At 71.7% G+C, this 23,432-nt stretch carries 21 protein-coding genes and 1 pseudogene; 12 read left to right on the top strand and 10 right to left on the bottom strand.

What is annotated here, in order from left to right:
* The first annotated feature begins 78 nt into the window (after nucleotides 1-78).
* The 10 genes from ACE7GA_RS16730 (at nucleotide 79) to ACE7GA_RS16775 (ending at nucleotide 10,540) form a co-directional block, all read left to right on the top strand.
* Nucleotides 79-789: a hypothetical protein gene (locus ACE7GA_RS16730; RefSeq protein ID WP_376088758.1), complete on the top strand. Its 711-nt coding sequence runs from the start codon at nucleotides 79-81 to the stop codon at nucleotides 787-789.
* A gap of 7 nt (nucleotides 790-796) precedes the next feature.
* On the top strand, nucleotides 797-1,270 hold the full coding sequence (locus ACE7GA_RS16735) for a RidA family protein (protein WP_376088761.1): 474 nt from the start codon (nucleotides 797-799) through the stop codon (nucleotides 1,268-1,270).
* Nucleotides 1,271-1,325: 55 nt separating this feature from the next.
* Nucleotides 1,326-2,483: a GNAT family N-acetyltransferase gene (locus ACE7GA_RS16740; protein WP_376088764.1), complete on the top strand. Its 1,158-nt coding sequence runs from the start codon at nucleotides 1,326-1,328 to the stop codon at nucleotides 2,481-2,483.
* Between the two features lie 146 nt (nucleotides 2,484-2,629).
* Entirely contained in the window at nucleotides 2,630-3,610 is a 981-nt protein-coding gene (locus ACE7GA_RS16745) for a S1C family serine protease (RefSeq protein ID WP_376088767.1), read from the top strand.
* Between the two features lie 129 nt (nucleotides 3,611-3,739).
* Nucleotides 3,740-4,651, top strand: coding sequence for a DMT family transporter (locus ACE7GA_RS16750; protein WP_376088770.1), 912 nt, complete (start codon nucleotides 3,740-3,742; stop codon nucleotides 4,649-4,651).
* A complete protein-coding gene (locus ACE7GA_RS16755; RefSeq protein WP_376088773.1) occupies nucleotides 4,648-6,654 on the top strand; it encodes a DNA/RNA helicase domain-containing protein in 2,007 nt (668 codons plus the stop codon). Before ACE7GA_RS16750 ends, ACE7GA_RS16755 begins: the two co-directional genes overlap by 4 nt.
* Nucleotides 6,655-6,665: 11 nt before the next feature.
* A complete protein-coding gene (locus ACE7GA_RS16760; protein ID WP_376088776.1) occupies nucleotides 6,666-7,511 on the top strand; it encodes an endonuclease/exonuclease/phosphatase family protein in 846 nt (281 codons plus the stop codon).
* Entirely contained in the window at nucleotides 7,508-8,752 is a 1,245-nt protein-coding gene (locus ACE7GA_RS16765; protein WP_376088779.1) for an MFS transporter, read from the top strand. Before ACE7GA_RS16760 ends, ACE7GA_RS16765 begins: the two co-directional genes overlap by 4 nt.
* Nucleotides 8,749-9,645: a polyphosphate kinase 2 family protein gene (locus tag ACE7GA_RS16770; protein WP_376088782.1), complete on the top strand. Its 897-nt coding sequence runs from the start codon at nucleotides 8,749-8,751 to the stop codon at nucleotides 9,643-9,645. The genes ACE7GA_RS16765 and ACE7GA_RS16770 overlap by 4 nt, the downstream gene beginning before the upstream one ends.
* Nucleotides 9,646-9,685: 40 nt before the next feature.
* Complete coding sequence (locus ACE7GA_RS16775; protein WP_376088785.1) at nucleotides 9,686-10,540, top strand: alpha/beta hydrolase; 855 nt, start codon at nucleotides 9,686-9,688, stop codon at nucleotides 10,538-10,540.
* A gap of 6 nt (nucleotides 10,541-10,546) precedes the next feature.
* Here ACE7GA_RS16775 and ACE7GA_RS16780 read toward each other — a convergent pair whose 3' ends face one another.
* From ACE7GA_RS16780 to ACE7GA_RS16795, 4 genes are all read right to left on the bottom strand, one after another.
* Nucleotides 10,547-10,942, bottom strand: coding sequence for a hypothetical protein (locus tag ACE7GA_RS16780; protein ID WP_376088788.1), 396 nt, complete (start codon nucleotides 10,940-10,942; stop codon nucleotides 10,547-10,549).
* Between the two features lie 237 nt (nucleotides 10,943-11,179).
* On the bottom strand, nucleotides 11,180-13,540 hold the full coding sequence (clpA, locus tag ACE7GA_RS16785) for an ATP-dependent Clp protease ATP-binding subunit ClpA (RefSeq protein ID WP_376088791.1): 2,361 nt from the start codon (nucleotides 13,538-13,540) through the stop codon (nucleotides 11,180-11,182).
* A gap of 222 nt (nucleotides 13,541-13,762) precedes the next feature.
* Complete coding sequence (gene clpS / locus ACE7GA_RS16790; protein ID WP_376088794.1) at nucleotides 13,763-14,191, bottom strand: ATP-dependent Clp protease adapter ClpS; 429 nt, start codon at nucleotides 14,189-14,191, stop codon at nucleotides 13,763-13,765.
* Between the two features lie 255 nt (nucleotides 14,192-14,446).
* Nucleotides 14,447-14,962 (bottom strand): phasin family protein, encoded by a 516-nt coding sequence (locus tag ACE7GA_RS16795; RefSeq protein WP_376088797.1) that lies wholly within the window; start codon nucleotides 14,960-14,962, stop codon nucleotides 14,447-14,449.
* Between the two features lie 540 nt (nucleotides 14,963-15,502).
* Here ACE7GA_RS16795 and ACE7GA_RS16800 point away from each other — a divergent pair.
* A complete protein-coding gene (locus ACE7GA_RS16800; protein ID WP_376088800.1) occupies nucleotides 15,503-16,690 on the top strand; it encodes a serine hydrolase in 1,188 nt (395 codons plus the stop codon).
* Nucleotides 16,691-16,786: 96 nt separating this feature from the next.
* Here the strand turns inward: ACE7GA_RS16800 and ACE7GA_RS16805 are convergent, their stop codons facing one another.
* The 6 genes and pseudogenes from ACE7GA_RS16805 to galU form a co-directional block, all read right to left on the bottom strand.
* A complete protein-coding gene (locus ACE7GA_RS16805) occupies nucleotides 16,787-17,155 on the bottom strand; it encodes a hypothetical protein (protein ID WP_376100326.1) in 369 nt (122 codons plus the stop codon).
* 54 nt (nucleotides 17,156-17,209) lie between these two features.
* Nucleotides 17,210-17,895 (bottom strand): annotated as a pseudogene (locus ACE7GA_RS16810) (alanine racemase); the annotation flags it as partial.
* Nucleotides 17,896-18,043: 148 nt separating this feature from the next.
* Nucleotides 18,044-18,412, bottom strand: a complete 369-nt coding sequence (locus tag ACE7GA_RS16815; RefSeq protein WP_376088803.1) for a gamma-glutamylcyclotransferase family protein — start codon at nucleotides 18,410-18,412, stop codon at nucleotides 18,044-18,046.
* Nucleotides 18,413-18,422: 10 nt separating this feature from the next.
* Nucleotides 18,423-19,832, bottom strand: a complete 1,410-nt coding sequence (gene pgmG / locus ACE7GA_RS16820; RefSeq protein WP_376088806.1) for a phosphoglucomutase/phosphomannomutase PgmG — start codon at nucleotides 19,830-19,832, stop codon at nucleotides 18,423-18,425.
* A 90-nt stretch (nucleotides 19,833-19,922) separates the two neighbouring features.
* Nucleotides 19,923-21,227 carry a UDP-glucose dehydrogenase family protein gene (locus ACE7GA_RS16825; protein WP_376088809.1) on the bottom strand — a complete coding sequence of 435 codons (1,305 nt, stop codon included), beginning with the start codon at nucleotides 21,225-21,227 and terminating at the stop codon, nucleotides 19,923-19,925.
* 67 nt (nucleotides 21,228-21,294) lie between these two features.
* Nucleotides 21,295-22,164: a UTP--glucose-1-phosphate uridylyltransferase GalU gene (gene galU, locus ACE7GA_RS16830; protein ID WP_376088812.1), complete on the bottom strand. Its 870-nt coding sequence runs from the start codon at nucleotides 22,162-22,164 to the stop codon at nucleotides 21,295-21,297.
* A 532-nt stretch (nucleotides 22,165-22,696) separates the two neighbouring features.
* Here galU and ACE7GA_RS16835 point away from each other — a divergent pair.
* A complete protein-coding gene (locus ACE7GA_RS16835) occupies nucleotides 22,697-23,431 on the top strand; it encodes an SH3 domain-containing protein (protein ID WP_376088815.1) in 735 nt (244 codons plus the stop codon).
* Nucleotide 23,432 lies beyond the last annotated feature (1 nt).

A 23,432-nucleotide genomic window follows, 5' to 3' on the forward strand; every position in this document is an offset into this window, starting at 1 on the left:
CGCCGGGCCTGCGCCACGCCGCCCTCGTCGTCCTGTCCCCGCCGGACGCGGTGGAAGCCCTGCTCGGCGTCGAGACGGGTGGCCTCGCCCCGGCCCCGGCCGCCACGCGCCGTCGTCGCCGGCGCCGACGGCGTGCTGCGCGAGGTCCCGACCCGCGCTGCCCTCCTCGCCGGCGCGGACGCCGCCCGGCTCCTCGCGCCCCGAGGTCCCGGCGCCCGCGCGGCTATGGAGGCATCGGTCGCACCTTTCCTCCACGCCAAGCCGCCCGCGGCCGTGGCGCAGCCCGCCGCCCCGCGTCCAGCCCCGAAGGTCACCCCCCGCGTGGGGCCCAGCCGCGGCGCGGCCTGGAAGGTCACGGTCGCCGGCCACCGCGTCACCCTTCGCACCGTCGAGACGGATGGCGGCCTGTCGGAGATCGCCCTGTCCCTCGCGAAGGACGGCGCGGCCTTCCGCGGCGTGCTCGACGCCCTCTGCACGGCGGTGAACACGGGCCTCGCGGCCGGCGTGTCGCTCGACGAATACGTCAGCGCCTTCGCCTATACCCGCTTTGGCCCCGCCGGCGCGGTGGAGGGCGACCCGGCCATCGCGCGCGCCTCCTCCGTGCTCGACTGGGCCTTTCGGCGGCTGGCGCTGGACCACCTCGGCGGCCCCGCCCTGCCCGACCCGACGGAGGAGGAATGCGGCCCCGACGCCGTCGGCCCCGCGGGGCAGCAATTGCCGCTCCTCCCCGATCTCCCGGCCACGGGTGCCCCCTCTGCCCGCCGCCGCGCCCTGAAGCTCGTGGGGTGAGACGCGCATGAGCATCACGACCGATCGCATCGAAGCCCGGCTGCACTCCCTCGGCGTGGTGTTGCCCGAGCCGGCGAAGCCCATCGCCAACTACGTCCCGGCCGTGCGCACAGGGAACCTGCTCTTCGTGTCAGGCCAGGTTCCGATGCGTGAGGGCAAGCTGGCCTATACGGGAAAGCTCGGCGCCGGCGTGCCGGTGGAGATGGGCCAGCAGGCCGCGCAGCTCTGCTTCATCAACGTCCTGGCCCAGGCCCGCGCGATGCTGGGCTCCCTCGACAGGGTGACTCGCGTCGTCCGGCTCGGCGGCTTCATCGCGGCGGTGCCGGAATTCACCCTGCACGCGCAGGTCATGAACGGTGCCTCCGACATGGCGGTCGCGGTCTTCGACGACGTTGGTCGCCATGCCCGGACCACCATTGGCGTGCCGTCCCTCCCCGGGGACGCGGCGGTCGAGGTTGAGGCTCTTTTCGAGGTGGCGTGACCGCCTCTTTCCGCGGCCGCTTGCACCGGCCGCTCCCGGTCGCACATCCATCCCGATGCCCGCGACCGAGCTGACCCTGACGCTGCACGGCGGGATCTCCGAGATCCCCGCCGCGGAATGGGATGATTGCGGGGACGGCAATCCCTTCACCTCCCACGCCTTCCTCCTGACCCTGGAGGAGAGCGGCTGCACGGGACCGCGCACCGGCTGGCTGCCGCGCCACGTCGCCCTGCGCGACGCCGATGGCGCGCTGCTCGGCGTCGCGCCGGCCTACGCGAAATCCCATTCCTACGGCGAATACGTCTTCGACCACGGCTGGGCCCGGGCCTTCGAAGCCGCCGGCGGCTCCTACTACCCGAAGTTCCAGGTCTCCGTGCCTTTCTCCCCCGTGCCCGGCGCGCGGCTGCTGGCGCGACGCGGCACGGACCTGCCACCGGCCGCGCTCGCCGCGGCTCTCGCGCGCGCGACGGAGTCGCTGGACCTCTCCTCCTGCCACGTCACCTTCTGCACGGAGGAGGAATGGACCGCCCTCGGCGAGGCCGGCTGGCTCCAGCGCGTCGGCGTGCAGTTCCACTGGCACAACCACGGCTACGCCACCTTCGACGACTTCCTCGGCGCCGTGTCGTCGCGCAAGCGCAAGGCCCTGAAGCGCGAACGGCGCGACGTCGCGGCCTCCGGCCTCACCTTCCGTACGCTGCGCGGGCCGGAGATCACGCCGGACCTCTGGAAGACCTTCCACCGCTTCTACCGCAGCACCACCGACCGGAAATGGGGCAGCGCCTACCTGAACGCCCGCTTCTGGCCGCTGATGGGGGAGCGCCTGGGCGACCGCGTCGTTCTCATGGTGGCCTACAAGGACAGCACGCCCGTTGCCGGCGCGCTGAACCTGATGGGCGACGGCGTGCTCTACGGCCGCAACTGGGGCGCGCTCGTGGACGTGCCCTTCCTGCACTTCGAACTCTGCTACTATCAGGCCCTCGACTTCGCGATCGCCAACGGCCTCGCCCGCGTCGAGGCCGGCGCGCAGGGCGAGCACAAGATCCAGCGCGGCTACCTGCCGGTGAAGACCTGGTCCGCCCACCTCATCTCACATCCCAGCCTTCGGCGTGCCGTCGGCGACGCGCTGCGGCGGGAATGCGCGGCGATGGAGCACGAGATCGAGGCCCTCTCGACCCTCTCTCCCTACCGGCGCGAGGGCGAGGAGGCCGGCTGACGCGCGCGCCCTGGAACGGTAGGCCCCAAGGGGCCAAGTCGGGGCGGATATGCTGGACCCCTCCGCGACGGATCGGGTCCGCGAACGAGACGAGAGGCCCCTGGGCCGGCCAAGACCCGCACGATGGGGGTCCGGAGGACGACGCGATGCCGAGAACCGACGAGGACGGGATGGTGCCGCTCTCCATGCGCCCCCAGCCCGCCGACTATGAATACGACCTGACGGCCGCGCTGCGCGGCGTCGTCCTCCTTCGCGCCCGCGTGCCGGAGGACGCCTTCACCGCCGGCACCCTCGGCACGGAGCGCGTGGGCAATGCCGTCCTCATCAACGATTCCGGCCTGCTGCTGACGATTGGCTACCTCGTCACCGAGGCGAACGAGGTGTGGATCACCACCGCCGAAGGCCGCGTCCTGCCGGGCCACGTCATGTCCTACGACCATGTGACGGGCTTCGGCCTGGTGCAGGCGCTCGGGAAGCTGGACCTGCCCTCCCTGCCGCTCGGCGCCTCCGGCAAGGTCCGGGTGGGAGAGGACATTGTCTTCGCCGCCGCCGGCGGCCTGCCCGCGTCGCTGGCCGGCCGCATCGTCTCCCGCCAGCCCTTCGAGGGCTACTGGGAATACCTGTTGGACGAGGCGCTCTACACCGCCCCCGCCCACCCCCTCTGGGGCGGCGGCGCGCTGATCGGGCCGGCGGGCGAACTCCTGGGCATCGGCTCGATCCAACTGGGCCACGACCCCGGCGACGGGCGCGTGCGCGTCCTGAACATGAGCGTGCCCATCGACCTGCTGCCGCCGATCCTCGACGACATGCTCCGCCTGGGACAGCCGAACCGGCCGCCCCGGCCCTGGCTCGGCGTCTCCGCCACCGCGGATGAGGGCCGGATCCTGCTGGTCGGCGTCAGCAAGGGCGGCCCGGCCTTCCGCGCCGGGCTGCGCAAGGGCGACGAGATCCTGGCGGTCGGGAAGACCCCGGTTGCCGACCTCGCCGGCTTCTTCCGCGCGATCTGGGGGCTCGGTGAGGCGGGGGTGGACGTGCCGTTGCTGGTGGACCGGGAGGGCGACCGCTTCGACCTCGCCGTCACCTCCGGCGACCGCCGGCGCTTCCTGAAGGCGGCGCCGCTGCATTAGGTCGGTTCGGTCCCGTTAACGACAGCCGCACCGAAACCGGTGTAGACGCGGCGCCGCGAGGTCCGGGTTGGTTGCGTTGAAGGTCTGGCTTGCTGAACACGACGGCATGCCCGTCCTGCCCACCGCCTGATGTCTCCCGCCGGACCGATCGGCGTGGGTGAGGGGAGGGGCGTCACCCTTGCCTACCTCCAGCTCGCCGCCTCCATGGCCCTCGTTGGTGCCAACGTCGCCGTCGCGAAGGTGCTGAGCGATTCCCTGCCGATCGCGATGATCGCGGGGCTGCGCTGCCTGCTCGCCAGCGCCCTGCTGCTGCCGCTCGCCGCCCGCTGGGACGGGCTGCGGCTGCCTTCCCGCCCGATGCTCTGGAACCTGTTCTGGCAGGCGGCCTTCGGTACCGCCCTCTACAACGCCGGCCTTCTCGCCGGCCTGCGCCTGACGACGGCGCTGGAAGGCGGGCTGGTGCTCGCGACCCTCCCCGCCGTCGTCGCGCTGGGCGGCGCGATCTTCCTGCGCGAACGCCTCTCCCCCCGCGCCGCGGCCGCCGCGCTCATCGCGGCGCTCGGCATGGGCACCGTCGTCCTCGCCCGCAATGCCCCGGATGCGGGCGGCAGCCTTGCGGGCAATGCCCTCGTCTTCCTCGGCGTGATCGGAGAGGCCGCCTACGTCCTCCTCGCCAAGCGCGCGGGCGGCGTGCCGGTCCTGACGGCCGCGCTGCTGATGCAGGTCTTCTCCGCGTTCCTGTTGCTGCCCTTCTGGCTGCCACACGCCACGGCGATCGCGCGCCTGGCCGATCCCCACCTGTTGGGGTTGCTGGTCTTTCACAGCGTCACGTCCAGCATCCTCTGCCTGCTGCTGTGGTACGCCGGCCTGCGCCGCGTTCCCGCATCCCGCGCCGGCGTCTTCACGACGTTCCTGCCCGCGACCGCCGCCGTCACCGCCGTCCTGTTCCTCGGCGAGGCCTTCACCGCCACGCACGCCGCGGGCTTCGTGCTGATGCTCGCCAGCATCCTGCTTGCCACCTGGCCCAGCCGCCGCGCGTGAGGGCCTGGCTTACCCTCTCCGTCCCCGAGCTGCTGGCGACGCCGCCCGAGGACGTCGCCGCGCGCCTCGCTTATGCCCAGGCCGGGCGCCACGCGACGCTCGAACTGGCACAGCGCGGCGCGTGGGTCGCGACGGCCCGGCTGCTCCGCGACGCGCTCTCCGACGATGACGCGCGCGACTGGACAGTCCTGCTGGAATACGACCTGCTGCGGCTGGAGAAGCGCGCGGACTGCGTCATCCTGACCGACCGCGCCGTGCTCGTGCTGGAGATCAAGGACGGCGCCACCGCCTTCACCCCCGCCGACGCAAGGCAGGTCGAGGACTACGCCCTCGACCTCCGCGACTTCCACGCGGGTTGCCGCACCGTGCCGGTCGTCCCGGTCCTCGTCGCCACGCGCGCGGCGTCCGAGCGCTTCGTCCCGCCCCTGATCTGGCATGGCGTCCCGCCCGAGCCATTCCGCGCCAACGCCGGCGACCTCCGCACCGTGCTGCGGGCCATCCACGCGGCGATCGGACTGCCGGAGCATGCGATGGACCACATTGCTTGGCTTTCCGCCCCCTACCGTCCCGTGCCGAACGTGCTGGAAGCGGCGCAGATGCTCTTCGACCGGCATCGCAGCGCGGAGATGATCTCCGCCCGCGCCGATGCCGCGAACCTCACCCGCACGACCGACGCCGTGTTGCGCGCCATCGCCGGCGCCCGCGCGGCGGGGGAGCGGCGCGTGGTCTTCGTCACCGGCATCCCCGGCGCGGGGAAGACGCTCTGCGGCCTGAACATCGTCTTCGGCGCGCTGCGCGAGTCCGGCGCCGCCTTCCTGACCGGCAACGCCCCGCTCGTCGCCGTCCTGCGCGAGAGCCTCGCGCGCCAGGCCGCCCCGGACCGCGGCCGCGGCGCTGCGCGGCGGGAGGCGGTGACGGCCCTGCAGAACGTCCACCGCTTCCTCGAGCACCACGCGGTCCACCGGGACGAGGTTCCGCCCGAACGCGTCATCGTCTTCGACGAGGCGCAGCGCGCCTGGGACCGGGACCAGGCCGTCCGCCCCTCCCAGCGCCGTGGGGCGAGCGTGCTGACCGACAGCGAACCCGCCCACACGCTGGAGATCATGTCGCGGCACGCGGGCTGGGCCGTGATCGTCGCCCTCATCGGCAACGGGCAGGAGATCAACACCGGCGAGGCCGGCCTGCGCGAGTGGGGCCGCGTGGTCGCTGCCTCGCCCGGCTGGCGCGCCGTGGCGCCAACACGCGCCCTGTCGGCCGCGCGTCCCGAGCAGCGACTGGCCGACGCGCCGCAGCCCTGGCTGACGCTCGACGACGACCTCGACCTGACCGTGCCCATGCGTTCCGTCCGGGACCCGCATGGCGCGCCCTGGGTGGATGCGGTCCTCGTCGGCGACATCTCCGCAGCGGCACGGATCGCGCGCGAGGCGGGCGGCGTGCCCTACTTCGTCACGCGCGACCTCGGCGCGATGCGGTCCTCGCTGCGCTACCTCGCGCGCGGCCTGCGGCGCGCAGGTCTCGTCGCTTCCTCCGGCGCGAAGCGCCTCCGCGCAGAGGGCCTGGGCGTGCAGGTCGCCGACGTCCCACGGTGGTTCCTCGACTCCTGGCCCGACATCCGCGCCTCCGACGCGCTGGAGACGGTGGCAACGGAATACGACTGCCAGGGCCTGGAGCTGGACCAGGTTGGCCTTGCCTGGGGCGGCGACCTCCTCCGCGGCGCCGGCGCCTGGATGGTCCGCGACCTCTCCGGTTCCCGCTGGAACCTCGTGCGCAGCGACGCCCGCCGCGCCTTCACCCTGAACACCTACCGCGTCCTGCTGACCCGTGCCCGATACGAGACAGTGATCTGGATCCCCCGCGGCAGCAGCGCGGCCGCGGGCCGCTGGCACGACCCCACCCGCCAGGCCGCCGCCTTCGACGAGGTCGCCAACTACCTCCTGGCCTGCGGCGCCGCGCCCCTCTCTCCCATCCCGGCCGAGGCAGACCCGGCGCCCGCCCTGTTCTAACCTCCGCGCCGATGCTCCGCGCCGCCCTCGTCCTCCTGCTCCTCCTGACCGGCGCCGCCGCGGCGGCCGACCTGAAGCTCGCCACCTGGAACATCGCCTGGCTCACGACGAAGCCCGCAGGTCACCCCGACCTGCCGGGCAACGTCACGCCCCGCAGCAACGACGACCTCGCGCGCCTGCGCGACTACGGCCGCCGCCTCGCCGCCGACGTGATCGCCCTGCAGGAGGTGGACGGGCCGGAAGCCGCCGCCCTCGTCCTCGACCGTCGCGACTGGGCGCTGTTCTTCCCCGACGAACCCGACGTGCAGCGCGCCGCCATCGCCGTCCGCCGCGGCCTGCCCGCGCGGCAGAACCCGGACCTCGCCGCCCTCGACCTGGCCCCGCAGTCCCGCCGGTCCCTGCGCCGCGGCGTGGACGTGACGGTGGGGGAAGGGACCTCGGCGATCCGCGTCCTCTCCATCCACCTCAACGCCGGCTGTCGCGAGCCGGACGACGAGGGCCGCGCCTGCGAGAACCTTTTGCAGCAGGCCGTGATCCTCGCCGGCTGGATCGCCGAGCGCCAGACCGCGGGCGAGGCCTTCGCCATCGTCGGCGACTTCAACCGCCGCATGGACCGCGATCCCGTCGTGCTTCCCGCGCTGGAACGCGCGGCGCCCCTGCTGCGGACGACGGCCGGCCGCTCCAATCCCTGCTGGGGCGGCAGGCCCTTCATCGATCACATCCTGCTCGGCGGTCCCGCACGCGGCTGGCTCGTCCCGGACAGCCTCCGCGTTCTCGTCTACGCGGAGCGCGGCGCGGAATGGCGCAACCGCCTCTCCGACCACTGCCCCGTCTCCGTGACGCTCCGCGCGCCGTGACGGGGATCGCGCCGCGCGGCGGAACCTTCCTCCGCGTGACCTTCCCGCTCGCGGGCGTGAACTTCATCAACCAGGCCAGCCGCAGCGCCCTCGCCCTCCTCGGCCCGCTGCTTGCCATCGAGTTCGGGCTGTCGGCGGGCGATCTCGGCCTGCTCGCCGCGATCCTCTTCATGGCCTACGGCGCGGCGCAACTGCCGGTGGGCGTGGCCCTCGACGTCTATGGCGCGCGGCGCGTGCAGATGATCCTCACCGCCGTCGCGGCCGCGGGCTTCGTGATCTCGGCCACCGCGCCCGATGCCTTAGCCTTCGGTGCCGGCCGCCTCATCACCGGCCTCGGCGTATCCGCCGGGCTGATGGCGATGATGAAAGCCAACGCCCAGTACTACCCGTCCGCCGGCGTCGCCGGCGCCACGGGCCTGGGCGTCTTCGTCGGCTCCATGGGCGGCGTCGCCGCGACCTGGCCCGTCCAGGCCGTCCTGCCGGACATCGGCTGGCGCGGCGTCTTCTGGCTCCTCTCCGCGCTCTGCCTCGCCATCATCGCCTGGATCACGCTGTCGCTCCCTGCCCGCGCCCCCGGCGGCACCGCGCGCCGCGGCCTGCTGACGGAGGCGCTGGAATTCCGCGGCATCTTCCGCCACCCGCGCTTCGTGCGGCTGGTGCCGGTCGCCGCGATGCTGTCGGTGATGAACTTCACCTACCAGGGCCTCTGGGTCGGTCCTTGGCTGCGCGACGCCGGCGGCCTCGGCGACGAGGCCCGCGCGGTGCTCCTGCTGATCTACGCGCTCGGCCTCATGGCCGGGAACCTCGGCGCGGGCGCCGCCTCGAACTGGGTCCAGCGCCGCGGCTTCGGCCCGATGGCCGTGCCGGTCGGTGCGACTCTCCTGCTCATGGCCGCGCAGGCCTGGCTGGCGATGTTCCCGCCGGCATCCTTCACGTGGCTCGCGGCGGCCTGGACGCTCTTCTCCTTCTCCGCCGCGACCGGCCCCGTCGCCTATGCCGCGGTGTCGCAGGGCTTCCCGCCCGCGCTGGCCGGGCGGGTCGCGACCGCGATCAACTTCTCCATGCTCGCCGGCGTCGTGGTGGTGCAGAACCTGATCGGCCGCATCCTCGATCTCTGGCCCCGCACGCCCTCCGGCGGCTGGGACCCGGAGGGCTATGCCTGGGCCCTCGCCCTCACGATCCTCCTCCACGCAGCCGCGCTGTTCTGGTTCGCCATCGCCCCGAAGGAGCCCCGCGCATGAGCAAGACGAAAGACCTGCGCGACCTCGTCGCGGAATGCCGCGTCACCGACGGAACCGGCTTCTCGCTCAAGGGCCGCGACACCGGCACCGACGGCGGAATCGGCCTGACCAAATCCACGGCGGGAGAAGCCCTGCAGCACGGCGTGGACCGCCTCGCCGAGCTCCAGGCGCTGCTCTACGCCAACCCGCGCTGGTCGATCCTTTGCCTGTTCCAGGCGATGGATGCGGCGGGGAAGGACAGCGCGATCAAGCACGTCTTCTCCGGCGTGAACCCCCAGGGCTGCCAGGTCGAATCCTTTGCCGCCCCCAGCACGCTGGAGCGGCACCACGACTTTCTCTGGCGCCACGTCCTCGCCCTCCCGCGCCGCGGCCGCATCGGCATCCACAACCGGTCCTGGTACGAGGAGGTTCTGGCGCCCCGCGTTCACCCCGAGATCCTGCACGCCTCCTCCCTCCCGCATCGCCTGATCAGCGACGACATCTGGACGGACCGGCTGGAGGACATTGCGGCGTTCGAGCGCTACCTATCCCGCCAGGGCACGGTCGTCCTCAAATTCTACCTGCATGTCGGCCAGGACGAGCAGCGCAAGCGCCTCCTCGCCCGCATCGACGAACCGGACAAGAACTGGAAGTTTCGGGAAGGCGACCTGGATGACCGCGCCCGATGGGACGACTACCGCCACGCCTACGAGGATGCGATCCGCGCCACCGCGGCGCCGCACGCGCCCTGGTTCATCATCCCGTCCGACCGGAAATGGCTGACGCGCCTGATCGTCGCCGAGGCGATCATCGAAGCCATGGAAGCGCTGGACCTGCGCTACCCCGAGGTCACGGCGGAGCAAAAGGCCGGCCTCGCTCGTGCCCGGGACCGCCTTCGTGCGGAAGGCGCCTGACCCCGGAACCGCCGCGCGACCGCCCGCGTTCCGCCCCGCGATGACCCGACGTCCCTTCCTCGCCACGGTTCTCGCGCCGCTGCTCTCCGCCTGCTCGCCGCAGGGCATCGCCAATGGCCTGACGCCGCGTGGCGGGACGACGGTGCAGGAAGGCATCGCCTACGGCCCTGGCCCCCGCGCCCGCTACGACCTCTACGCTCCCGCGGGCCTCGCGCCCGACGCGCCACTCATCGTCTTCTTCTACGGCGGCGGTTGGACCTCCGGCTCCCGCGACGGCTACGGCTTCGTCGCCTATCCGCTCGCCGCGCTCGGCGCCCTCGTCGCCGTGCCGGACTACCGCCTGCTGCCGGAGGGCCGCTGGCCCGTTTTCCTGCAGGACGGCGCGGCCGCGGTCGCCGCCATCCGCGAAGGGCCGGGACGCGGCCGGCCCATCATCCTCATGGGTCACTCGGCCGGAGCCTTCATCGCCGTGGCGCTGACGGCCGACCCGCGCTGGCTCGGCCGACCCGCGCGCGACGGCCTTTCCGGCTGCATCGCCCTCGCCGGCCCATACTCCTACGGACCGGAGGAGGACACGACCGGCACCTTCCGCGACGCGCCCGACGGCCGAGCCCGCGCGGCACCGCCGGACGCAGCGGACCTGCGGGGCGCGCCGCCGTTCCTCCTGCTGCACGGAACGGGTGACCGCACGGTCCGCCCCGCCCAGACGACCCGCTTCGCCGAACTCCTGCGTTCGCAGAACGTGCCGGTGACGGAGCGACTCTATCCGGACACCGGGCACATCGGCATCGTCGCGTCCTTCGCCGCACCCTTGCGGGAACTGGGACTGGCCGGCGCGCCGGTGCTGGACGACGTCGCCGCGTGGCTGGGCGGCCCGGCACGGCGCGCCGCCTGACGCACGCTAGTTGGCCAGGATGCGCAGGTCCTTCGGCTGCGGCCAGACGTCGCTCCGGAGTCGTAAGGTGGCGATGCGGCCGGTCCGATCCACCTCGAGGGGGTCTTCGCCAGGGTTCGCAGCCATCCAATCCCAGGCCGCGAGGAGTGGAGGGAACGGCGCGTCCCCGTTGACTTCGAAGCGGATCCCGTTCCTCTCGAAGCGGAAAGCCGGACGGCCCTTGATGCCAACCGCCCCGTCGAGGCGCTCCCACTCCGGGTGGGCCTCATGCACGGGAAGGACGTAGTGTTCCAGAGCCTCCGCGAGGTCGGCGAACTCCGGCGGCCCGGCATGCGACGGGCCGGACGCGCCCGCCTCGTCGGAGAGAAAGCCGTCAGCGTCGGTCGAAGCAGACCGACGCATGCCTCGATCTCGCGACATCCTCAGCACGGCCATCAGGAACAGGACCCCGACGGCCACGACACCAACGCCAGAACCGAGAACCCCGATGTGTCCGACGCTCAACGCCCGCCTACTCCCGCGACAACCGCCCGCCCTGGTCGCGGCCGGAACGGATCGGGAAGATCCGATCCGGTCCGTCACCACCGGACGCGTCGCGGGACGCTAGCGACGTGGCCGGTGCGCGTGAAGGGGCCGGCCTCAGCCGGCCGCCTCCGGCTCCTTCTCCGCGTCGCCTTCACCGTCGCCGCCTTCGGGCTTCGGCAGCGCCGGCGGCGGTGCCTCGGCCACGTCGAAGGTCAGGACCCCGTCCTTCAGCCCGACCTTCACCGCGCCGCCCTTCACCAGCTTGCCGAAGAGCAGTTCCTCGGCCAGCGGCTTCTTGACGTGCTCCTGGATCACACGCGCCAGCGGCCGTGCGCCATAGAGGCGGTCGTAGCCCTTCTCCGCCAGCCACTCCTTCGCCGCCGACGACAACTCGATCGTCACGTTCCGGTCGGCCAGCTGGGCCTCCAGCTGCATGACGAACTTCTCGACGACGTTCGCGACGATCTCCGGCGACAGGCCGGCGAAGGGCACGATGGCGTCGAGGCGGTTGCGGAACTCCGGCGTGAAGAGACGCTTCACCGCCTCCTCGTCCTCGCCCACGCGCGTCTCCCGCCCGAAGCCGATGGCGGGCCGGGCCATGTCGGACGCCCCCGCATTCGTCGTCATGATCAGGATGACGTTGCGGAAGTCCACGGTCTTGCCGTTGTGGTCCGTGAGCTTCCCGTGGTCCATGACCTGCAACAGGATGTTGTACAGGTCCTGGTGTGCCTTCTCGATCTCATCGAGCAGCAGCACGGCGTGCGGGTGCTGGTCGATGGAGTCGGTCAGCAGACCGCCCTGGTCGAAGCCGACATAGCCCGGGGGCGCGCCGATCAGCCGGGACACGGAGTGCCGCTCCATGTACTCCGACATGTCGAAGCGGATCAGCTCGATCCCCAGCGTCTTGGCCAGCTGCTTCGCGACTTCGGTCTTGCCGACGCCGGTCGGGCCGCTGAACAGGTAGTTGCCGATCGGCTTCTCCGGATCGCGCAGCCCCGCGCGGGACAGCTTGATCGCGGCGGACAAGGCATCGATCGCCTGGTCCTGGCCGAACACCATCGACTTCAGGTCGCGCTCCAGGTTCCGCAGCGTCTCCTTGTCGTCGGAGGAGACGGACTTGGGCGGGATGCGCGCGATCTTCGCGACGATGTCCTCCACGTCCTTCAGCGTGACCGTCTTCTTCCGCTTGTTCTCCGGCACGAGCATGCGAGACGCCCCGACCTCGTCGATCACGTCGATCGCCTTGTCCGGCAGCTTCCGGTCGTGGATGTACTTCGCCGACAGCTCGACCGCCGCGCGGATGGCCTCCGGCGTGTACTTCACCTTGTGGTGCTTCTCGTAATTCGCCTTCAGGCCCTGGAGGATCTTCACCGAATCCTCGACCGTCGGCTCGTTCACGTCGATCTTCTGGAACCGGCGGACCAGAGCGCGGTCCTTCTCGAAGTGCTGCCGGTATTCCTTGTAGGTCGTGGAGCCGATGCACCGCAGCGTGCCCTGGGCCAGCGCCGGCTTCAGCAGGTTCGACGCGTCCATCGCACCGCCCGAGGTCGCGCCGGCGCCGATCACCGTGTGAATCTCGTCGATGAACAGGATCGAGCCCGGCTGCGCCTCCAGCTCGGACACCACGGCCTTCAGCCGCTCCTCGAAGTCGCCGCGGTAACGAGTGCCGGCCAGAAGCGAACCCATGTCCAGCGCGTAGATCGTGGACTTGAGCAAGACCTCCGGCACGTCCTCCTCGACGATCCGCTTGGCCAGGCCCTCGGCGATGGCGGTCTTCCCGACGCCCGGGTCACCGACGTAGAGCGGGTTGTTCTTCGTCCGGCGGCACAGGATCTGGATGGTCCGCTCGATCTCGGAATCACGCCCGATCAGCGGATCGACCTTGCCCTGCTGCGCCTTCTTGTTGAGGTTGACGCAGTAGTTGGACAGCGCGTCCTGGCCACGCTTGCCGCCACCCTGCTCGCGACGTTCCTCGCGCCCCTCGCCCTCCTCGCCGTCGCCGCCCTTCTGGCCCGCGACCGGGCGCGTCGTGGAACGACCCGGGGCCTTGGCGATCCCGTGGGAGATGAAGTTCACCGCGTCGAGCCGCGTCATGTCCTGCAGCTGCAGGAAGTAGACGGCATGGCTCTCACGCTCCGAGAACAGGGCGACGAGCACGTTGGCGCCCGTCACCTCGTCGCGACCGGAGGACTGGACGTGGATGGCCGCGCGCTGGACGACGCGCTGGAACCCCGCCGTCGGCTTCGGGTCCCCGCCGCGGTCGGTCACGAGCCCGGCCAGGTCCTTGTCGAGGAACTCGCCGAGGTCGCGCTTCAACTTGTCCACGTCCACCCCGCAGGCGCGGAGGACGGTGGTCGCGTCCGCATCATCGGCGAGGGACAGGAGGAGATGCTCCAGGGTTGCGTATTCGTGGCGGCGCTCGCTCGCGAGGCCCAGCGCACGGTGGAGCGTCTGTTCGAGATTACGGGAAAGCATGTCAGGCGACGCTCCCTGATCACCAGCGGCCGTCAGGTCTGTCCCCGCCGACGCCCCCTTGGGCGCCTGCTCGCGGCGACCGCTTAAGCAAATCTATTTCGGCACATACATGGGTCCTGCCATCCCCAACGCGGAGATGGCGGGACGGTTACGCCTTGTATCCGGCGTTCTTCCTGCCCTTCGCCCAGCTGCTTCTCCGGCGGCCGTGGCCCCTATCACGGGTTACTCTTTCTCGATCGTGCACTGCAGCGGGTGCTGGTTCTGGCGTGCCAGATCCATCACCTGCGTCACCTTGGTTTCCGCGACCTCGTAGGTGAAGACACCGCAGACCCCGACCCCCCGCCTGTGAACGTGCAGCATGATCCGCGTCGCCTCTTCCCGGGTCTTGGAGAAGAAGCGCTCGAGGACGTGCACGACGAACTCCATCGGCGTGTAGTCGTCGTTCAGCATCAGCACCTTGTACATGGTGGGCTTGCGCGTCTTGGGGCGCGCCTTCACCACCACGCCGGTGTTCGGCGAGTCCCCGCCATTGCCCGGCGTCTCGACCTTGCCACCACCGCCGCGACGCGGCGGCTCGTCCTCGGCCGGCCCCAGGATCGGGGCCGCGGCCTCCGGCCATCCGGCGCTGGTCAACCTCTCCAGCCTGCTCATCTCGGGACCACCACCTCTCGGGCACGACCGGCCCGCCGCCTTTGCCGTGTTTGGATTGGGAGGATATCGGAGCGCGGGCCCGCAGGTGAAGGGCCGTCGCACCGCCGACGCGCAGGCGGAACATGATCATGAGCCTGCGCCCACATTTGAGAACGCGAAAGGCCCCGCCCCACCTGCCCGGACGGGCAGGGGAGCGGAGCCTTTGCTATCGCGGACCGGCCGAGGCCGGTCCGTCAGCCGTGAATGGGCAGGCCTTCAGGCCGCCATCGGGCGGGTGGTGGCGACCTTCTCCATCGCGACCTTCGCGCGGGCGGCGATGGGGGTGGAGACCTGCTCTGCCAGCTTGAAGGAAGACTCCTGCAGGCGCGCGGTCTCGGTCATCACCTTGTCCAGGGCGCCACGCGTGTAGGTCGCCTGGATCTCGGCGGCCTCCTTGAGCGACTTCACGCCGGAGAGGGCGCGGGCACCCTCGAGGGCATGGTCCGTCAGCCCCTGCACCATCGCGAAGGCCTGGCGCGACAGGTCCTGCGTGCCAGTGAACCAGGTCTGCGCGACGGTCGCGAAGATCTCGGCGTTGCCGCGGGAGAACTCGGCGAACTCCTCGGCCGCCTTGAAGGCGCCCTCGGCGGACTTGGTGAGCTGCTCCATCCCCTTCTCCATCGCGACGCGGGCCTGGGTGGCCCCGGCCTCGGCGAAGGAATGCGCGTTCTGCGTCGCGGCCGTCACGGTCTCGCTGGCGAGGCGGGCGATCTTGGGGGTCTCGGCGTTCATTCTCTGACTTCCTCTCGGGTTGATGCCGTGGCCGGCGGGTGGCCGGCCCGGGCAAGTCCCCGGTTCGGCCATGCTGCGTTGCAACATGGTGGCGTTTAGCGCCGCTCTCCAACCCTTGTCCAGGGCTTTTTGTGCACTGCACCATGAACCCGTTTCCGATCCATTTACTGCTTCGGAGGCAAGCTGCCGTCGGTAACGCGAGGCAGGACGGCCGAGGCCCATGACCGCGGTCGTCGGACAAGGAACAGGACGCATCGCCCACTGCAGGGAATCCGAGGGATGGCCAAGCGCAGGCACGGGCCGAACCCGGCTCCGCGTCTCCGGGCACGCCGTCTCCGCTCGCATCCGCTTGGTCGCGCGAGAGTGAACCTCCTGTCCTTTCCGTGGCTTGCAGTCGTTTCCTCCCTGTTTCCGTGGACAGCGCGCCGCGCCAAGCCTTAGAACCGGAACAGGAGGGAGGCTCGGGGGGGCCGATTTCCGGCGCCCGGTATCCCGGCGCGTGTGCTACGCCGCCATGGCGGCCTGAGGGGGATGGTCAGAATGGGTTGGATGCTGCGCCGCGGCCTCGCCGCTGCCTGTGGCCTTGCACTCGGTGCCCTAGGCCTCTCGCACCCTGCTTCGGCCCAGATCGGGTCTGACCGCTACGCGTCGATCGTCGTGGACGGGCGCACGGGCAACGTCCTCTCCGCCGCCAACCCGGACGACCCGCGCTACCCCGCGTCCCTGACGAAGATGATGACCCTCTACATGCTGTTCGGCGCGTTGCGCGACGGCCGCGTCACGATGGACACCCGGGTCCCCATCTCGGTCGAGGCGAATTCCCGCATCCCGTCCAAGCTCGGCATCCCGCCCGGTACCTCCATTTCGGTCGAGGTCGCGATCTACGCCCTCATCCTGAAGTCGGCGAACGACGTGGCGGTCGCGGTCGGCGAACTCCTCGCGGGCGACGAGACCCGCTTCGCCCAGACCATGACGATGCGGGCCCGCGAGATCGGCATGACCCGCACGACCTTCCGCAACGCCTCCGGCCTGCCCGACTGGGACCAGACGACGACGGCGCGGGACATGACGACCCTGGGCCGCCGCCTCTACGCCGACTTCCCGGACCGCTGGCACTTCTTCGGCAACGCCTATGCCCGCGTCGGCAACTGGACCTTCCGCAACCACAACCGCATGGTCGGAGAGGTCGAGGGCGTTGACGGCATCAAGACCGGCTACATCGGCGCGTCCGGCTTCAACAACGTCGTGTCGGCCCAGCGCGGGGGACAGCGGGTCTTCGCCGCCGTCTTCGGCGGCAACTCGGGGTGGGAGCGCGACCAGCACGCCGCGATGCTGCTGGACGAAGCCTTCGCCCGCCTCGGCATCGCGCCATCGAACCGTCCGGCGGCGCCAGCGCCCATGGCGCTGGTCTCCGGACCCGCCTTCGCGGGGGCGGCGCGCCCCATCCTGATGGGCCGCGCCCAGGCCGCGACGATCGCGGCCTCGCCCGTCCCGCGCGGCGTGCGCACAGTCTCCACGGCCCGCGCCGCCGCGGCCCGGCCGGCCTCGGTGAGGATCGCGCGCGGCACCTCGGCCGCCGCCGCGCCGCGCGGCCGACGCGTCGTCGAACAAGGCGACGGCGGCAACGTCCTGCGCCTGCCGAGCCCGCCCCGCGCTGCCTCTTCGGCATCGGTCCGCCCGACCGCCAGCCCGGCCCGCCCGCCGGTCCGGACGGCCCGCCGGGGCTGAGGGTGCTGCCGCCGACGGTCCCGCCCGCCGCGATCCGTCGCACCACCGGGTGCGACGGGGGCTGACGCGGTCCGGTCCCGACGCCGCGCCCGGCCTTCAGGCCATCGCGCCCCGCGCCGCCACGGGCCAGAGGCATTCCACCCGCCCGTTCCGCACGCCGACATACCAATCGTGCCGATCCACCGTCGGGTCGCAATGCCCGGGGACGAGGCGGAGCGACTCCCCGACGCGCGGTGCCTCCCCGTCCTCGACGACGATGGTGCCGTGCTCATCGGACGCGCCGGTGTAGCGCAGCCCCGGCCGGTCATGCACCAACGGCAGGCCGCTTTCCACGGCCACCGCCTTGTGGCCCGCATCCACGACCACCCGCCCCGCCCTGGCCGGGGCGGACATCACGCCAGCCAGGACGAAGAGGCTCTGCCGGAACGGCGGCGCCCCCTCGTTCCGCGCGTAGTCCGCATCCATGAAGGCGTAGGACCCGGCCTGGATCTCCGTCCAGAGCCCCGTCTCCAGCTCCAGCTCGAAGGTCCCGGTCCCCGCGCCGCCGACGATGGGGCAGGGCAGCCCGCGCTGCCGCAGCTGCTCGACCGTCCGCCGCACGTCCTCCGCCGCCGCGGAGATCGCGGCCCGCCGCTCTTCCGGCTTCCGCCGATGCTGGGCGCTGCCGTGATAGGCCTGCAGGCCGCCGAAGATCAGGTGCGGGGATGCCGCGACTCGCTCGGCCAGCGCCACGGCCTCCGGCCCCGGCTGCACGCCGGCGCGCTTCATGCCGACGTCGATCTCCACCAGCACCTCGATCGCCGCCCCGCCGCTTCGGCCGCCGATCCGATCAGCCCGACGACCGCCTCGTCATCCGCGCAGACCGCGACCTTCGCGATGGAGCCGAGCGCCGCCAGCCGCGCCAGTTTCCGCGGCGTCACCACCTCGTTGCTGACGAGGATGTCGGGTACCCCGCCCCAGGCCAGGGCTTCGGCCTCTCCGACCTTCTGGACGCATTGGCCAACCGCCCCGCGCGCCATCTGCATCAGCGCGATCACCGGCGACTTGTGCGTCTTGGCGTGCGCGCGGAGCTTCGCGCCCGTTCCCTCCAGCCGCCGCGCCATCGCGTCCAGGTTGGCCTCGAAGGCATCGAGGTCGAGGAGCAAGGCAGGGGTATCCACCTCCTCCTCCCGCATGCCGGGCTCGGCGGGTGGGCGCTGGATCATTGGCGTCTCCTCGGTAGGCGGTCAGGCTATACCGGCGAGGCCCGTTCGTCGTCGGGCAGCGGTCTTCGCGCGGACGGCCGGGGCAGTCCGCACGGTCGGACGGAAGCGCGGGGCCTGCGGAGCGCGGCGGCGTCCCGTGCTCCGCGTATCACGCCCGGCGTCGCGGGACGGCCGGCGCCCACTCCGCGCATCCGGCCAGGCGGACCGGAACCATCCAGGCCCGGGCCCGCAACGCCCCTCGCCGCGTCAGGACCCTGACCGGCCGGAGCGCGTAGCAGGCCCCCTCGTAGGCGGACAGCGCGGCCAGGGCCGATGCCGGTGGACGCACCACCAGTCCGCTCACGCAGGCCCCGGACCGCCGGACAAGGGTCGGGTAGGGCGTCCCGCGGAACTCCACCCGCGCGTAGCCGTGCAGCACGGCCGCCCGCACCCGCCGTGGCAGCCGCGGATCGCCCGACTGCCGCGCCAGGACCCGGGGGTCGAGCAAGGTCCCGTAGAGGAAGACCGGCCGCGACAAGGACCGCGGATCAGTGCCCCGCGTTCTCGCCGGAGAAGTCCGGCGCCTGCAGCCCGCTGGCCTCCAACTGCCGGACGAGGCTGCCCTTCAGCCGCTCCAGCCCTTCCTCACTCTTGGCCTCGCAGCGGGCCACCAGCACGGCCTGGGTGTTGGAGGCGCGGAGCAGCCACCACCCGTCCTCCGTCAGCACCCGCACCCCGTCCACGGCCTGGACGTTCGCGCCTTCGGCGGAGAGGCGGGCCTTCACTTCCTCCACCACCGCGAACTTCCGGTCCTCCGCGCAGTCGAAACGCAGCTCCGGCGTGTTCACGACCTGAGGCATGGCGGCGCGCGTGGCCGAGAGCGGTTCGGACGACCGCGCCACGATCCCGAGCAGCCGCACGGCCGAATACAGCGCGTCGTCGAAGCCGTACCAGCGGTCGGCAAAGAAGATGTGTCCGGACATCTCGCCGGCCAGCGGCGCCCCGGTCTCCGCCATTTTCGACTTGATGAGGGAGTGGCCGGTCTTCCACATCAGCGGCACCCCGCCGGCGCGCCCGATCTCATCGAACAGCACCTGGGACGCCTTCACGTCCGCGATGATCGTCCCGCCCGGCTTGGCCTTCAGCACGTCGCGCGCCAGCACGACCATCAACTGGTCGCCGAACAGAATGTGCCCCTCACCGTCAACGACGCCGATGCGGTCCGCATCGCCGTCGAAGGCGATGCCGAGGTCGGCCTTCCTGCGCGCGACCTCCGCGATGATCTGCTCCAGGTTCTTCGCGACGGTCGGGTCGGGGTGGTGCGCCGGGAAGCGCCCGTCGATCTCCCCGTTGATGACGTGGTGCGTGCCGGGCAGTCGCGCGACGAGCCGCTGGCAGATCTCGGCGCCCGAGCCGTTGCCCGGGTCCCAGACGACGGTCATGGCGCGATCGCCGCCGTCGTAGTCGCGCAGCATGCGATCGATGTAGGCCTCCGACACGTCGACCTGACGAGAGGACCCCTTGCCCTCCTCCACCACGTCGCCCGCCGCGGCCAGGCGCCCGAGTTCCTGGATCTGCTTCCCGTAGAACGGCTTGCCGCCGAGCGTGGACTTGAACCCGTTGTAGTCCGGCGGGTTGTGCGACCCCGTCACCATGATCGCGCCGTCGGTCCGCAGGTGCACGCCGGCGAAGTAGAGCATCGGCGTCGGCCCGCAGCCAATCCGCAGCACCTCCATCCCGCAGGCGACCAGCCCTTCGACGAGCCGCGCCTCCAGGTCCGGCGAGGAGAGGCGCCCGTCATACCCGACCGCGACCTTCGACCCGCCGGCACGCTTCACGAAGGACCCGAAGGTCCGCCCGATCGCGAAAGCGTCGTCGCCCGAAAGCGTCTTCCCGACGATTCCGCGGATGTCGTACTCGCGCAGCGAGGTCGGATCGAAGCGATGACTGAACGGCACGTGGGGCCCCTGTCCTGTCTCTGGCGTTCCTGCCCCGGCTCTACCGCAGAACCCGGGGCGCCGGAACCGCTTCCCCCGGGGCGTCCGACGTCAGGGCCGCCCGATGGAGGAGTAGCGGAAGCCCGCCTCGCGGAAGGCCTGCGGGTCCCAGGCATTGCGCAGATCCAGGGCAACGTCCCCGCGCATCGTCTTCCTGAGCCGGTCCGGCGACAGCGCCCGGAACTCGTTCCACTCCGTCAGCAGCACGACCGCGTCGGCGCCTTCGGCCGCCTCCAGCGCGGAGCCCGCGAAGTGAACGCCTGGCGGCATCATCTGCCGCGCATGCGACGGCTGCGGATCGTAGGCCCGCAGCACCGCCCCTGCCTCCGCCAGTCGCGGCATGATGTCGAGCGACGGGCTGTCCCGCATGTCGTCCGTCTCGGGCTTGAAGGTCAGGCCGAGCACCGCGACCGTCTTGCCCTTCACGTCCCCGCCCATGGCCGCCACGATCCGGTCCGCCATCGCTGCCTTCCGCTGGTCGTTCACCTGGATCGTCGTCTCGACCAGGCGCACCGGCTTGCCCGCATCCTGCGCCGTGCGGGCCAGCGCCAGCGTGTCCTTCGGGAAGCAGGACCCGCCATAGCCCGGCCCGGCATGGAGGAACTTCCGCCCGATCCGCCCGTCCAGGCCCATCCCGCGCGCGACGTCATGCACGTCGGCGCCGACCACCTCGCAGAGGTCGGCCATCTCGTTGATGAAGGTGATCTTCGTGGCAAGGAAGGCGTTGGCCGCGTACTTGATCAGCTCCGCCGTCTCGATCCCCGTCTGCACGATCGGCGTCTCGATCAGGTAGAGCGGCCGGTAGAGCCGTCGCAGCACCTCGAAGGCGCGGTCCGTCTCGGCGCCGATCACCACACGGTCGGGCCGCATGAAGTCCGGAATGGCCGAGCCCTCGCGCAGGAACTCCGGGTTGGAGGCGACGGCGATCTCGAGGTCCGGCCGGACGCGCGCCACGATCTCCTTGATCCGCTTGCCCGTCCCGACCGGGACGGTGGACTTGGTGACGAGCACGAAGGGCTTCTCGGCCGCCTTCGCCGCGCCCTCGGCCGCCGCGAAGACGTAGGTCAGGTCCGCGTGCCCATCGCCGCGCCGCGACGGCGTCCCGACCGCGAGGAACACCGCCTCGGCGCCGCGCATGGCCTCCGCAACATCCGTCGTGAAGGATAGGCGACCGTCCGCGACGTTCTCCGTCACCAGCTTGTCCAGGCCAGGCTCGTAGATCGGCATGCGGCCGGCCAGCAGCGCTTCCACCTTGGCAGCGTCGGTATCGACGACGCAGACCTCCGTCCCGAACTCGGCGAAACAGGCGCCGGACACGAGGCCGACATAGCCGGCCCCGATCATCGCGATCCGCATCCGCGGTTATCCCCTCAGCTTAAGCTCGAACCGGGTCAGTATCGCACCAGAACGGATTTCGTTTCCCTCACGCGTAGCGGGGCAGGAATCCGCGCACCGCATCGGCCAGGTCGGGCCGCGCCAGCGCGAAGGCAATCTGCGCTTCCAGGAAACCCGCCTTGTCTCCGCAGTCGAAGCGCCGTCCCTCGTAGCGCACCCCGTGGAAGGGCTGGTGCCCTATGAGCTTCGCCATGCCGTCGGTCAGCTGCACCTCGTTTCCCGCGCCGCGCTCCATCTTCGCCAGGTGCCCGATCACCTCGGGCATCAGCACGTAGCGCCCGATGACCGTCAGGTTCGAGGGCGCCTTGTCCACCGGCGGCTTCTCCACCAGTCCCTTCACCGAAACCAGCCGCCCCTTGTCTTCCAGCACGTCGAGGACGCCGTAGCGGTTCACCTTGTCGCGCGGCACCTCCTCGATCGCGACGACGTTGCCGCCCGTCTCCAGGTAGGCGTCGGCCAGCTGCTTCGTGCAGGATACCTCGCACTGCATCAGGTCGTCCGGCAGCAGGATCGCGAAGGGGTCGTCGCCGATGAAGGTCCGCGCGCACCAGATCGCGTGGCCCAGGCCCAGCGGCACCTGCTGGCGCACCGTGCTGATGCTGCCGGGCTCCACGGCGCCAGCGCGCAGCTCCTCCAGCACGGCCTGCTTGCCGCGCTCCTGCAGCGTGCGCTCGAGCTCGAAGGCCACGTCGAAATGTTCGACGATCGCGGTCTTGCCGCGGCCCGTGATGAAGCAGAACTGCTCGATGCCCGCGGCGCGCGCCTCCTCCACCGCGTACTGGATCAGCGGCTTGTCCACGATCGGCAGCATCTCCTTCGCCAGCGCCTTCGTGGCGGGGAGGAAGCGGGTGCCGAGGCCCGCGACGGGCATGACGGCCTTCTTCAACGGCTTGGGCACGTGGGTCGGAATCCTTCCGGAAAGCGGAGGAGGGATGCCACGGCCGCGTGGCGCCGGGAAGGCGGTCGCACCCGGCCGGGTCGTCGCACGCGTGAGCGGGATCCGGTCGCGGCGCCCCAGGCCGGCGCGGTCCCACGGCGCGGCCTCACGTCTCGCCCTGCGGGATCGGCCGGGGCGACGCGGCGGAACCGCCAGGGCGAGGAAGCGTTCCCATCACCGCATGCTCATCCGCGCATGCCCATCACCGGATGCCCATCATCGCATGCCAGATCGGCTCGGGACGGCTATGGTCGGACGTCCCGTGGACCGGAACGGCGGTCGGCCCGCGCTCGTTCCGGCCACTGCGGGTCCGAAGCAGCGCGTGCCGCGTCCCGGGGCTGCGACCGCCGCGGACGCGTGAGACCGCCGGTCGAGGAGGCACGCTGCAATGGCTCGTCCGATGCCCGGTCCCGACGGTCCGGCCCGAGACCCGGCCCGAGACCCGGCCCGAGACCCGGCCCGAGACCCGGCCCATTTGGCCCGGACCCGCCGCGTGCCGCCGTCGACCGCCGCGTGCGTCCTCCTCTCCCTGACCCTCGTCGCCCTCCTCGGCGGATGCTGGGAGAAGGAGGCGCGCCGTGCACCGGCCGCGGCCGACGACGCCGCTCGTGTCCGCGTTGCGGCGGAGGACAGGCTGCGGGCCCTCAGGCCCGGGGCCGGGGCGCGCTTCCGCGGCGTCCAGGTCTATCGCCAGGCGGTCCCCGACGCCTTCGCGGTCTGTGGCCAGACCAACCTGTCGGATGGCCCGACCTTCACCCTCTTCGTCGCGGTGGTCGCCCCGGGCGCGGAGGTGGACGCGTATCTCGGCCGGACCGGCACCGAGGCCGCGCGGGTCTACGCCGAGACGGTAACGCGCTGCTTCGACGGCGGTGGCCCGGTGCCCCGGCCCGGAGGCGGCCCTGCCGTCGCGCCCCCGATCCCGCCTCTCCCGACTGGCATGCCCGATCCGAACCCGGGCCGGGAACCCCTGGCGGCCTCTCCCCCAAGGGCGGACGCCCCGGCGCCAAGCGTCCCCGCAGCCCAGGCGGCGGCGCGGGCGGGCGGGACCCTCGTCGTGCGCTCCAACGCGAACCTCCGGTCCTCCCCGGTCGCGGGCAGCAGCGTCGTCCGCGTCGCCCGGCCCGGCGAGACCTTCACGATCCTCGGCGAGGCGCCCGGCGGCTGGTACCAGGTCGGCAACGGCGCCGCGGAAGCCTGGGTCCATGGCAGCCTCGTTGCCGTGCAATAGG

The sequence above is a fragment of the Roseomonas sp. CCTCC AB2023176 genome, from assembly GCF_042259275.1.
Lineage (GTDB): Bacteria > Pseudomonadota > Alphaproteobacteria > Acetobacterales > Acetobacteraceae > Roseomonas.